Origin of the sequence: Maribacter sp. HS (genome assembly GCF_048059195.1) — a bacterium.
Taxonomy (GTDB): Bacteria; Bacteroidota; Bacteroidia; order Flavobacteriales; family Flavobacteriaceae; genus Maribacter; species Maribacter dokdonensis.
In genome coordinates, this window is sequence record NZ_JAYLVV010000005.1 from 179,876 (window position 1) to 192,018 (window position 12,143).

General features: G+C 32.3%; 11 protein-coding genes. 5 read left to right on the forward strand and 6 right to left on the reverse strand.

Annotated elements, in window-relative coordinates:
• The first annotated feature begins 134 nt into the window (after positions 1-134).
• The 4 genes from VBZ51_RS13700 to VBZ51_RS13715 are packed head-to-tail and all read left to right on the forward strand — an operon-like array spanning position 135 to position 6,361.
• Positions 135-1,223: a DegT/DnrJ/EryC1/StrS family aminotransferase gene (locus tag VBZ51_RS13700; RefSeq protein ID WP_416577453.1), complete on the forward strand. Its 1,089-nt coding sequence runs from the start codon at positions 135-137 to the stop codon at positions 1,221-1,223.
• Positions 1,220-3,151, forward strand: a complete 1,932-nt coding sequence (locus tag VBZ51_RS13705) for a polysaccharide biosynthesis protein (RefSeq protein ID WP_416577291.1) — start codon at positions 1,220-1,222, stop codon at positions 3,149-3,151. Before VBZ51_RS13700 ends, VBZ51_RS13705 begins: the two co-directional genes overlap by 4 nt.
• A 23-nt stretch (positions 3,152-3,174) precedes the next feature.
• Complete coding sequence (locus VBZ51_RS13710) at positions 3,175-3,951, forward strand: polysaccharide biosynthesis/export family protein (protein WP_416577292.1); 777 nt, start codon at positions 3,175-3,177, stop codon at positions 3,949-3,951.
• 34 nt (positions 3,952-3,985) lie between these two features.
• On the forward strand, positions 3,986-6,361 hold the full coding sequence (locus tag VBZ51_RS13715) for a GumC family protein (RefSeq protein WP_416577293.1): 2,376 nt from the start codon (positions 3,986-3,988) through the stop codon (positions 6,359-6,361).
• A gap of 6 nt (positions 6,362-6,367) precedes the next feature.
• On the opposite strand, the gene VBZ51_RS13720 is transcribed toward VBZ51_RS13715, so the two are convergent.
• The 4 genes from VBZ51_RS13720 to VBZ51_RS13735 all read right to left on the reverse strand — a co-directional run bounded on the left by VBZ51_RS13720 (position 6,368) and on the right by VBZ51_RS13735 (position 8,877).
• Entirely contained in the window at positions 6,368-7,108 is a 741-nt protein-coding gene (locus tag VBZ51_RS13720) for a tyrosine-protein phosphatase (protein WP_416577294.1), read from the reverse strand.
• Between the two features lie 246 nt (positions 7,109-7,354).
• Positions 7,355-8,332 carry a type II toxin-antitoxin system HipA family toxin gene (locus VBZ51_RS13725; protein ID WP_416577295.1) on the reverse strand — a complete coding sequence of 326 codons (978 nt, stop codon included), beginning with the start codon at positions 8,330-8,332 and terminating at the stop codon, positions 7,355-7,357.
• On the reverse strand, positions 8,333-8,662 hold the full coding sequence (locus VBZ51_RS13730) for a HipA N-terminal domain-containing protein (RefSeq protein WP_210706653.1): 330 nt from the start codon (positions 8,660-8,662) through the stop codon (positions 8,333-8,335). It lies immediately after the preceding gene.
• Positions 8,659-8,877: a helix-turn-helix domain-containing protein gene (locus tag VBZ51_RS13735; RefSeq protein ID WP_058103250.1), complete on the reverse strand. Its 219-nt coding sequence runs from the start codon at positions 8,875-8,877 to the stop codon at positions 8,659-8,661. The genes VBZ51_RS13730 and VBZ51_RS13735 overlap by 4 nt, the downstream gene beginning before the upstream one ends.
• 307 nt (positions 8,878-9,184) lie before the next feature.
• Between VBZ51_RS13735 and VBZ51_RS13740 the strand changes: the two genes are divergently transcribed.
• Positions 9,185-9,556, forward strand: a complete 372-nt coding sequence (locus VBZ51_RS13740) for a hypothetical protein (RefSeq protein WP_416577296.1) — start codon at positions 9,185-9,187, stop codon at positions 9,554-9,556.
• Positions 9,557-9,824: 268 nt separating this feature from the next.
• On the opposite strand, the gene murQ is transcribed toward VBZ51_RS13740, so the two are convergent.
• A complete protein-coding gene (murQ, locus tag VBZ51_RS13745; RefSeq protein ID WP_215997452.1) occupies positions 9,825-10,640 on the reverse strand; it encodes an N-acetylmuramic acid 6-phosphate etherase in 816 nt (271 codons plus the stop codon).
• Positions 10,641-10,644: 4 nt separating this feature from the next.
• Entirely contained in the window at positions 10,645-12,093 is a 1,449-nt protein-coding gene (locus tag VBZ51_RS13750) for a sodium:solute symporter (protein ID WP_416577297.1), read from the reverse strand.
• Between the last annotated feature and the right edge of the window lie 50 nt (positions 12,094-12,143).

Below are 12,143 nucleotides of genomic sequence, written 5' to 3' on the forward strand. Positions count from 1 at the left end.
GAAATATATGTATTATGCGTTGTTTTCAGAAAATGTATAGTTAATTTTGATTTCTAAATATATTTGTAACCCTAAATTGTCAACTATTGAAAACCGTATCTACACCTACTAAAATTTGGCTTTCTTCTCCGCATATGGGAGGTTCTGAGCAAAAATATGTAAATGAAGCATTTGAGACTAATTGGATAGCCCCTTTGGGTCCCAATGTAAATGCTTTTGAGCAATCTATTAAGAATAAACTTGGAAATGATGTTCATGTAGCTGCATTAAGTGCAGGTACAGCAGCAATTCATTTAGGTCTTGAACTTTTAGGTGTTGGCAAAGGGGACGATGTCATTTGTCAAAGCTTTACTTTTTCGGCGTCTGCAAATCCAATTTCTTATGTAGGGGCTTCTCCTGTTTTTGTTGATAGTGAATTGGAAACTTGGAATTTATCGCCGTCTTTATTGCGTAAGGCTATAGAAAATGGAATTGAAAAAGGTAAAAAACCCAAAGCAATAATTGCTGTGCACTTATATGGGATGCCTTATAAAATTGCTGAAATACGGGCGATAGCTGATGAATTCCAGATTCCTATTTTAGAAGATAGTGCAGAGGCATTGGGTAGTACTTATAAAGGAATGCCTTGTGGAACTTTTGGAGATATAGGTATTCTATCTTTCAACGGTAATAAAATTATTACAACATCAGGAGGAGGAGCATTAGTTTCTAAAAATAAAGAGTTTGTAGAGAGAGCTGTGTTTTTAGCAACGCAAGCTAGGGACGATGCGCCTCATTATCAGCATTCTAATATTGGTTATAATTATAGGATGAGTAACGTTTTAGCTGGTATTGGAAGAGGTCAAATGGAAGTTTTGGACGACAGGGTAAATGCTCGTAGGGCAAATTATCAATTTTACTCGGATTCTCTTAAGGAATTTTCTCAATTAGAATTTCTAGGGGAACCGGAGGGTTGTTTTTCGAATAGGTGGTTAAGTTGTATCTTAACGCCATCATTTGAAATTAGGGAAAGGCTTAGAATGAACCTTTTAGATGAGAATATAGAGTCTAGACCTTTATGGAAACCTTTACATTTGCAACCTATTTTTAATGGAAATCAACATTATGTAGATGGTACCTCAGAATCATTGTTTGAAAGAGGGCTTTGTTTACCTAGCGGATCTAACTTGACTAAAGATGATTTGGATCGCGTAGTAACAACTATCAAAAACGTTTTATCATGATACAGAAATATCTTAATTATAGTGCACAACGTTATGCTTCTAAATGGCTTGTGTTATGTATTGACCTGATAACGGTAATTTTTTCTTTTATCTTATCTTATTTTATAAGATTTAATTTGACCTTGAATTTTGAAGTTAAGAACTTATTAGTGCAAATACCACTTGTAGCTGTTACTTCATTATTAGCATTTTTGATTGTTGGCTCATATAAAGGAGTTGTCCGTCATACGGGAGTCAGGGATGTTTATAATATTTTTAATGCGGTTTGTCTTTTTAGTATTTTGATCATATTTGTTGTAATGGTTAATGGGCAAATGAATATTCTAAGCCAATTTACAATTCCATTATCCATTATTATTATTAACAGTTTAATTACGTTCGTAGGTCTTGCAGCTTCTCGTTTTGTTTTTAAATCATTTTACAACAAAATGAATAGTAATATCAAGGTGTCTAAGAATATATTAATTTATGGAGCCGGTGATTCTGGTGTGTTAACTCATGGAGCAATAGCAAACAATGCTAAAAGTAGATATAAGGTTATAGGTTATATTGATAGAGATGCGAAAAAAATTGGAAAGAATATAAATGGAGTTCCCGTATTTGCAAGAAGAACTTTGACAGAAGCATTTATTGTCAAGAATAATATATCTGAAATTATATTTTCAATACAGAATATTGATTCTGTGAAATTAAGAAAGACGGTAGAAGGTTTGGTTGATTTACCTATAGTGGTAAAAATTGTGCCTCCGATAGAAGATTGGATAAACGGAGAATTAAAAGTTTCGCAAATTAAACAAGTTCAGATTGAAGATTTGTTGGATCGTGCTCCAATTACAATTAAAAATAGTAAAATTGCCATGGAGCTGATGAATAAATCGGTAATGGTGACTGGTGGTGCAGGGTCTATTGGAAGTGAAATTGTACGCCAGATTTGTAACTACGATTATAAATCTTTAATTGTTATTGATTCGGCAGAATCTGCCTTATATGATTTACAACAGGAATTAAAACAAAACGGTTTTCATAATTTTATTCCAATTGTTACGGATATAAGAGATAAAAACAGAATGAATGCCTTGTTCGGTGAGCATAAACCTAATGTAGTATTTCATGCAGCTGCTTACAAGCATGTACCCTTAATGGAATACAATTCATACGAGGCAATTAAAATAAATGTTGGAGGAACAAAGAATGTTGCGGACTTATCCATTTTGCATAACGTGGAGAAATTTGTTTTTGTATCCACGGACAAAGCAGTTAACCCGACCAATGTAATGGGGGCAACAAAGCGCATTGCCGAGATGTATATTAGTTGCATGCAAAAGGAAAATAAAACTAAATTTATTACAACCAGATTTGGAAATGTTTTAGGCTCTAATGGATCCGTGATTCCTTTATTTAGAAAACAAATTGAAAAAGGAGGGCCTTTAACTCTGACGCATAAGGATATTACCCGATATTTTATGACGATTCCCGAAGCTTCTCAGTTGGTACTAGAAGCTGGAGCCATGGGAGAAGGTGGTGAAATTTTTATTTTTGATATGGGTGAATCTGTTAAGATTTATGATTTAGCCAAAAATATGATAAAACTTTCTGGTTTACGATACCCAGAAGATATTGATATTAAAATTACTGGTTTGAGACCAGGAGAAAAGTTATATGAAGAGCTTTTAGCCAACGGGGAGAATACATTGCCAACGTATCATCAAAAAATAAAGATTAGTAAAGTTCGTGATGTGGAATACGCGAAAGTGAGATCGAAAATTGATGAATTGTGTATAACGAATATGTTTTTTAGTGGTAATACGGTAAAATTAATGAAGGAAATAGTTCCTGAATACATATCAAAAAACTCTGAATTATGCGATTTTGATAAAGTTGATTCTAATCAAAGTCCAGAACAAAAACTAAAAGTAGTAAAATCATAAACTTCATCTTAAATAATACATCAATGAATCATTTAACAATAAACTTATTTAAAATCATTTTTTTGTCGATATCAATTGTTCTGATGCACTCTTGTGCTTCTCATAAAGATGTTGTTTATTTTCAAGGTGTAGGTGATTATGAGACTAAAGTGGGTGAAAATAATCATTCACAAACATTTAAGGTGGACGATGTAGTATCTATTAATGTTTCTACATTAGATCCACAGGCAAGTATGCCATTTAACTTGGTGAAAGGTGTTGAAGAAAATAGTTTAAGGGCTGAACAACTGGATTACATCGTTGATAAAAGTGGTAATATTGATTTTCCGGTAATTGGTCAGGTGAAAATTGCTGGGCTAACGGCTGAGAAAACAAAGGAATTGTTGAAAGAGAAATTGAGCAATTACTTAAAAGATCCAATCATTAATATTCGACTTAAGAATTTTACTGTAACTATTTTAGGAGAAGTTAAATCTCCAGGTACTTACCCTGTAATAGGGGAACAGATAACAATTTTGGAAGCATTAGGGCTTGCAAATGATTTAACCATAAAAGGTAAAAGGGATAATATTTTGGTCATACGTGATTTTGACGGAACTAAAGTCTATCATAGGATAAACCTTACTAGTAAAGAAGCATTGGATTCACCTGTTTATTATTTAACGCAGAACGATGTGGTTTATGTCGAACCAAATAAATCTGCAATCACGGCATCTGCTTTGGATAATAGAGCCACAATTTGGGTATCTATAGCTTCTGTTCTAATTACTTCTACTGTTTTAGTTTTAACTAGAAACTAGTTGTTTTTAATAATTTCAATTTTACAATTATCTTATGAGTGAAAGTTTGAATAATGGTCAAAATTTAAGTGAAATACTTAATATTTATACCAAAAAGTGGAAATGGTTTTTAATCGGTGCGGTAATCGCAATTTTATTGGCTTCCATATATTTAAGATATGCTACACCACAATATGCAGGACAGGCAAAAATTCATATAATTGAGGAAAAGAATGCCTCTTCTGAACTTGCAGCATTTAATGATTTGGAAATTTTAGGTGTAGGTGGAACTAATAAGGTGGAGGATGAAATTGAGATTTTGAATTCTAGATCAAATTTTATTGAAGTTGTCAAAAACTTAAAATTAAATATACGATATAATGTAATTGGAAATGTCAAATCTTCTGAGGTGTATAGAAAGCGACCTTTCAATATCAATTTCATTGCTAATGATTCTATCGTTAATAGCTCGGAACTAATATTTTATGTTGATATACAGGATTCAAATAATTTTGGGTTTAACTTTTTAGAAGATGGTCCGGTAAAAATTTACTCTTATGGTAAAAATATTGAAACTCCTATCGGTGATATAGTTTTGACTCCAAATCCGGAGTTTGTTAAGCTTCATGCTGGTAAACGGTTTCTCATAGAGGTTATGCCAATTTTTAAAGTGGCAGAGGCTTATCAGGCTAATACTTTAATTAGTGCAATTGGGGAAAAATCTAATATCATTAATATTGAATTGACTGATCCAATACCACAAAAGAGTATTGACTTAATAAATGGTTTAATATCTGAATATAATCAAAACGGGATAGAAGACAAAAAGATAATTGCAGATAGAACTTCTAATTTTATTGATGAACGAATTAAAGAGATTTCAGGAGAATTAAGTTCAGTAGACCAAGACGCTCAAGATTTTAAGACTTCAAAGGGTGTCACTGATATTGCAAATGAATCTAATATCGCATTAAATTTAAGTGCAGCTAATAGACAAGAATTAGAAAATGCTAGAACTCAGTTGAATATTGCTAGTGGAATGAATCAGATTATATCTGAGGAAAACGGTTATGACGTTTTACCTGCCAATGTTGGGCTTTCAGATCCCAGCATTGCAAATACTACGGCAAAATATAACGAATTGGCCTTGGAACGTAAACGTTTGTTGAAAAGTGCTGATGAGCAAAATCCAATAATCGTAAATTTGGATGAACAACTTGCAGGTCTAAAAGGAACAATTAAAAGTAGTTTGTCCGGTATGGAGAGGAATCTTGGTATGCAGGTGAATAACTTAAGTGGACAACTTTCACGAATAAACTCAAAAATATATTCGGCTCCTAGTAACTCTCGACAATTAAGAGATATTGAAAGACAGCAACAAACAACAGAGTCTTTATTTTTATATCTCTTACAGAAACGTGAGGAATCTCAAATTGCAATGGCTTCCAGTGCGCCTAAATCTAAAGTCATTGATAGTGCTCATTTGATTCAGCAAGAGCCAGTAAAGCCAAAGAATGGAATTGTTTATCTAGCGTCATTAATTTTAGGATTACTCGTTCCTTTTGGTATTATTTATGGAATGGATTTATTGGATACAAAAATTCATAACAAACATAGTTTGGAAGCTTATACTAGTGATGTTCCTGTTTTAGGAGAGCTACCTAGATTGACCAAGAAAGACAATAAAATTATTATTAATGATGATAGGTCGGTGTTAGCAGAGGCTTTACGTATTATTAGAACAAATCTTGATTTTTTAATTAGGACTAAAAATGCAACGAATAGTAATAAGAATAATATTGTTTTTATAACATCGAGCACACCTGGTGAGGGTAAAACATTTGTATCTACCAATCTATCTATGATTTTAGCTAGTACTGATAAAAAAGTCTTATTGGTAGGTGCGGATATTAGAAATCCGAAATTGTATTCGTTTTTCTCAGGGGATTCAGTGGATAAACTAAAATCTCCCTCAAGAAATAAAGATGCGGGATTAACAGAATTTTTGTTGGATGACTCTATACAAGTTAAGGATATCATAAGACCTATGCTAGTACATCATAATACTATTGATGTAATTTATTCTGGTAAAATACCTCCAAACCCGGCGGAACTTCTAATGAGTTCCAAAGTTGAAGATTTGTTGCATAAAGTTTCGGAATTATATGATTATGTGATTGTGGATACCGCACCAATGATGGTGGTAAGTGATACATTATTGATTGCTCCATACGCTAATCATATTGTTTATGTTACAAGGGCGGGTGTAACCGATGAAGCAGCAGTAATGTTTCCACTAGGTCTACGAGATGAAGGTAAGCTCAAAGGAATATCATTTGTAGTTAATGATGTTACTCTAGATGAATTAGGATATGGAGGAAAATACGGCTACGGTTACAGTAAAACAAGTAAAAAATGGTGGAAATTTTAAACCACTTCATCTGAAATTATAAATCGTTTTTTCTATAATAGGCTTTATAAGCATCAAAGTTTTTTCTTTGATGCTTATTTTTTTTAATGCGTTTAGTTGAGATGTTTTATGGACGTCACTGGCCGCAAAATCAACTAAATTGTTCTTTAATAGCCAGATTGCAACTTTTTGTACTTCGCTTCCGTAATAATCACCAAGAGATAACAGGTTTAATTGAAGAAGCATACCATTGGTTTTAAAATGTTTATACTTATCCAATTTATTATGAAGATACATGTATCGCTCAGGATGTGCTAAAATTGGAAATAAGCCATTTGTTTTAATTTTTTGAACAGCGCTATCAAAATTAATGGAAGCTTGTAGATAAGACATCTCTATTAAAAGATAACTTTTTGCAAGAAGCATTACTTTATGTTCATTTAATATTGTTTCAAATCCTGAATCGATCATATGTTCTGCAGCAGCTTCTATATTGATATGCTCAAGATTATTCATCTTCAAAGCATTTTTCAGTAACGATAAAGAACTTTGAATTGTAGAGGGGTTATTAGGATAATAATTCTCCATGATGTGTGGGGTGCAAATAAAATCATTTACCCCAAAATCATTAAAACCTTTTATTAGTTTAATGGAATCTTCAACAGTTTTTGCGCCATCATCAATGCCTGGTAAAATATGATTGTGTATATCAATAAAACCTTCAAGATGATCAATTAAAAAATGTTTTTTAGAAAAAAAGTTGAACATGGTTAAAATTAAAATTTAGTTATTTGCCGATACAGGAATTGTAATATCAATAAATATAGTGTCTCAGGTGAATTGAGGTACAATATGTATTAACAAGTGTACGGAAATTAGCGTTTAGAGTTTAACAAGAAATGAAATTAACTATTCTTCCATAATTTCGCTTAGATATTTAAAAATACTTTTAACACTGTTTCACTTTTATTGACTAGTGGGCTTTATTAGCTGAATTGTTTTACGACTAATTACTTAGGGTCTGATCAGCTTTTTGAGTCTTGTTTGGTAAGCTTGAGCATAGTTTCTTTTCGTTTTCTCATTAAGATATGAAAGTTCAATTAAGTCCAGAACTTTATCCTCATGAGAGGTGATCTCTCTAAATATTTTACTGCTTTGTTTTTCTGAAATACCTACAAGTTCTGCAAGCTTTAAAAACTGTTCAGTAATTTTTCCTGTTGTCTTATCTAGGGGTAAAAGTCCATCCTCTAGAGCAAAATCTCTATCCTCAATATGTATTCTACTATTTAACAAATCATATGCCGGACTCAGTTTAAAATCTCCCATAGATGTTTCTATTATTGAGAAATTCTTAAAATGGGCATCGCCGTTAGAGATGAGATAATTAAAAAGGATTAATTTAAATAATTTTAAAGCTTCTATTGGATAAGCGGGTACATACTGTTTTAAAAGATCGAACATTTCTAAATAGTTACCTGAATATTTAAAATCTGTTCCATGGGTTTGTGGTGTCCTTTTGGCTAATGTTGCAAAATCTTCTACAGCCAATTTTGTTCCATCTTCATTTAGATCAAAACGTTTAGTTATATAGGCTGGGTCTTCGTTTTGAAAAAATACTAAACCATTTTCAGCTGTTTCAATTCCAAAAACTTGTCTTGCTATTTGCATGCTCAGATGTTCATTTGCCGGCATCTGTTCTGTTCTGCTTCCCACATTGGGAATAGGTTTTAAAATGTACTGACCTTGTTCTCCTTCATTTATCAGGCGTAGTTTGTTCCTTTCTAGTAATACAGAGAATTTTTCTTGTACACCAGAAATGGACAACCGTTTTTTGTTTTCTTTGAAAAGTTCTTCGGTAACGGCATTTGATACAGGTGATTCATAAGGTAGGGTAGGGCTTACCTTTCTTCCATTGAATAAACGATTTAAAGCGGTCTTGCTGTATGTATCAAGACCTTTCTTTAAAGTACTTGGACAGTTGTTTATAATCATTTAGTTAAGTTTAATTTCTTTAACTTGTATGGCTCCAATGGTATCATATTTGGCTGTAGTCAATAACAGACCAAAATAATCTTCAGGATCAATACGTAATTCAAAACATATATTTTGTTTGTTCGATCCTTCAGGTAACATATTATAAAAAAATGGAAACAGATGTTCTGAATTATACTCTTGCTTATTTTTAGGTAGCGTAAGACTAATAGCTGGTTTGTCATTTGATTGAAACCATACGTCTAGATATCTGAATTTGAAGCTTCCATCATTAAGTTGAGTTAATCTGCCCGCTTCTTCTTTCTTGTATAATATCAATGCTTGTCTCATTCTTCAGATGTTGTTGTTTTTATTTGGAATGTCAATTCCATACCCAAGGCATTACCCAACTTATTCAAAGTTTCTGCTGTTGGGTTACCTTTCCCACTTTCAAACTGTTTAAGCGTACGCAATCCTACTCCTGAAAGATCTGCTAATGTTTCTTGAGTTACATTTAGTATTTCTCTGCGTTCTTTTATACTATTTATTAAACTTTCAAAGTGCATTATATGGCTCTTTTTTATGTAAATATAGTTATATATTTCAATTTAACAAGAAATAGTGCTTTAAAATGCACTATTTGGAATTTTAAATTTTGTTTATTTGAAATAATCATTTAAAGTGCATTATAGTACACTTTATTTAGAATTGATAGAATTAAGGAAATTCGATTTTTAGGTTATCAATTTTGTATTTGAATTCTTCGCTTCAGAAAAAACCGGTAAATTAATCTTTATATTTTAAGGTGTTAATTTAGGAGACAGTATTATGTTTGGAAGGAAGTCTCTATCATGGAAAGTAAAAAATAAAATTATGAAGACGAATCAAGAAATTTTAGATGAATTTGGAAGAATATTAATATCCAGGGTATTTGATAAACAATATGGATTTATCAAAAATGACGTATCAGATCTTGCGGAAACAAAAGGTTATGAGAATCTCTTTTGTAATATGACTAAGAGTCAAAAAAGTGAAATTGAAAAATATACTAAAGAAGTTTTAGAAGGTGCTTTATTTGATTTTCTTAAAATATTTGAAGAACACGAGGCTTTTAAAATAAAGTTTCAAAACGAAAATACCCAAGTGGATTTAGTTGAAATTAGTGAGATGTTAAAAGCAGAACCAATTGTTGAAAATGGCTGGATAAATCAATTTAGTGCGTTTAAGTTTTCTGATACTAAATAGTTAATTACGTTTTATATAATAATGCTTCATCTGATTTTAATTTGGACTTTACTTCTAAAATAATGTCTTAAATATAATCTGTTATTGATTATTCGCTTTGTACAGAGCGGAAGCTTAATTCCTATTGCGTTTTTGACTTATAGAGAAGCAATAAGTTTTAAAAAATGTATGTACTAATCATCTTTAGTTCAAACATAATCAAATGAATATCTTTATGTTTATCTATGATATCATTCCAAGTAATATTCTAAGATTAATCATAATCTTTTTATTGTTTATAGCACTCAATAGACTTTCTAACACTACCATGCTCTAATAATAATGATTTTGCAAGACTTTCATTTATTCCTAATTCTTCCATTATCATTTTAGTTCCGCGATCTACTAGTTTATTGTTAGATAGTTGCATGTCTACCATTTTATTTCCTTTAACTCTACCAAGGTTAATCATAATTGAAGTAGAAATCATATTTAAAGCCAGCTTTTGGGCTGTACCTGCTTTCATTCTCGTGCTGCCAGTAACAAACTCTGGACCAACTACGAGTTCCATAGGGCAGGTTGCAATTTCTGATACTAAAGAATTTTGATTGCATGAAATACTCCCTGTAAGTACGCCATTGGCATTAGCAGCTTTTAATCCTCCAACTACATAGGGTGTTGAGCCCGATGCCGCTATTCCCAACAAAACATCGTTTTCATTTATTTTATAGACTTCAAGATCTTTCCATGCCATGGCTTCATTATCTTCTGCATTTTCAACGGCTTTTCGTAATGCCTTATCTCCACCTGCTATTAGACCAATAATCCAATCATCTGAAACTCCAAATGTTGGAGGGCATTCGGAGGCGTCTAGAACGCCTAATCTGCCGCTGGTGCCTGCTCCTATATAGAATAGTCTACCACCTTTTTTCATTCTAACTAATGTCTGCTCTACAAAATGTTCAATGCTAGGGATAGCTCTTTCTATGGCCAACGGAACGGCCTTGTCTTCTTGATTCATGTTAACTAGCAATTCGTTAACGGTCATTTTTTCTAAATCATCGTAATTTGATGACTGTTCTGTAGTGGGTTTAAGTGTATTCATAGTATTATTTTTTAATAAGCAATAACCCTATTACGGTTAAGCTTGCATTGACTGCTATGTTTATAAATCCGAAATCAAAGTTGAATGTGTTTATTGAGAATTGTCCTAGTAGATAAGTTATTATCGGTGCGGATAAGCATATTACAGGAACCCATTTATCTTTTAATTTTATTTTTGAAAACATGCCAAGAAGGTATAATCCTAACAGTGGACCATAGGTGTAACCTGCAACTTTAAATATTAAGGAAATAACATCTCCCTTGCTATTAGAAAAGGAAAGTATAATTACGAATATTATGCAGGAGAAAAGTATTATGACTAGATTCTTTAACTGCTTTTTTGTTTTACTTGATTTGTTTGAAATATCTAAAAAATCATAGGTAAAAGAAGTAGTCAATGCGGTAAGTGCGGAATCTACACTAGAGAAAGATGCTGCTATGATGCCTAGGATAAAGAAAATACCCGCTAAAGTACCAAGATGGTTCAGTGCAAGGTTAGGAAAAAGGTTGTCAGTATTTAAAAACAATCCATTTTCGCCCTTAGGTAATAGTATGCCCATTTCATTTGCATAGACATACATTAACACTCCAAGACCCATAAACAGAAATTGTGTCATTGCTAAAATAATACTGTAGGTCAAGGTGTTTTTTTGAGCATCCCAAACATTTTTGCAAGTGAGTGTTTTTTGCATCATGTTTTGATCAAGTCCGATCATAGCAATGGCTACTAAAATTCCTGCTATAAATTGTTTGTAGAAGTTATTTCCAGAATCAGATTCCCAATTGAATATTTTAAAATATTCGTGGGAAGTTATACGTTCAAAGGATTCTGTAATGCTAAAGTCTAACGTGTTTATTATTGTATAAATGGTTATTGAGGCACCAAGTATTAAAAATATAGTTTGCATAGTATCTGTCCATACAATGGTTTTAATGCCTGACTTGTTTGTGTAAAGCCACACCAAAATCAAAATAATGATGATGGTTACATAAAAAGGAACATTGAAATAGTCAAAAACTGCATATTGTAGAATTTTGGCGGCTAACATTAAACGTAATGCCGCACCGAAAGATTGAGATACCAGAAAAAACAATGAACCTGTCTTGTATGTATTGTTTCCAAACCTCACTTTGAGAAAGGTGTAAATGGAAACGAGTTGAAGTTTGTAGTATAAAGGAGTTAATACAAAGGCTATAAAGAAATAGCCTACAATGTTTCCGAGTATAAATTGATAAAAATAGAAGTTATTGTTTGCCACCATACCAGGTAAGGACACAAAGGTGACACCGGATAAACCAGCACCCACCATACCGAATGCTACTAAATACCATGGTGATTTTTTGTCGCCAGTAAAAAATGTATCATCACTGTTTTTCTTTGAGGTGAAATATGATATAATCATAAGTACAGCAAAGTAAAAGGCAATAATTAGAATGATTGTTGTAGGTTTCAATTGGTAATTTTAATTAAAAATTAGGGCAGTTTAATAACTGCCCCAATTTA

What these genes read in the sequence shown, in the direction of transcription:
- murQ (WP_215997452.1), bottom strand. Translation starts at nt 10,640, where the DNA reads ATGAATACACTTAAACCCACTACAGAACAGTCATCAAATTACGATGAT.
- VBZ51_RS13735 (WP_058103250.1), bottom strand. Translation starts at nt 8,877, where the DNA reads ATGCACTTTGAAAGTTTAATAAATAGTATAAAAGAACGCAGAGAAATA.
- VBZ51_RS13720 (WP_416577294.1), bottom strand. Translation starts at nt 7,108, where the DNA reads ATGTTCAACTTTTTTTCTAAAAAACATTTTTTAATTGATCATCTTGAA.
- VBZ51_RS13700 (WP_416577453.1), top strand. Translation starts at nt 135, where the DNA reads ATGGGAGGTTCTGAGCAAAAATATGTAAATGAAGCATTTGAGACTAAT.
- VBZ51_RS13730 (WP_210706653.1), bottom strand. Translation starts at nt 8,662, where the DNA reads ATGAGACAAGCATTGATATTATACAAGAAAGAAGAAGCGGGCAGATTA.
- VBZ51_RS13725 (WP_416577295.1), bottom strand. Translation starts at nt 8,332, where the DNA reads ATGATTATAAACAACTGTCCAAGTACTTTAAAGAAAGGTCTTGATACA.
- VBZ51_RS13705 (WP_416577291.1), top strand. Translation starts at nt 1,220, where the DNA reads ATGATACAGAAATATCTTAATTATAGTGCACAACGTTATGCTTCTAAA.
- VBZ51_RS13710 (WP_416577292.1), top strand. Translation starts at nt 3,175, where the DNA reads ATGAATCATTTAACAATAAACTTATTTAAAATCATTTTTTTGTCGATA.
- VBZ51_RS13715 (WP_416577293.1), top strand. Translation starts at nt 3,986, where the DNA reads ATGAGTGAAAGTTTGAATAATGGTCAAAATTTAAGTGAAATACTTAAT.
- VBZ51_RS13740 (WP_416577296.1), top strand. Translation starts at nt 9,185, where the DNA reads ATGAAGACGAATCAAGAAATTTTAGATGAATTTGGAAGAATATTAATA.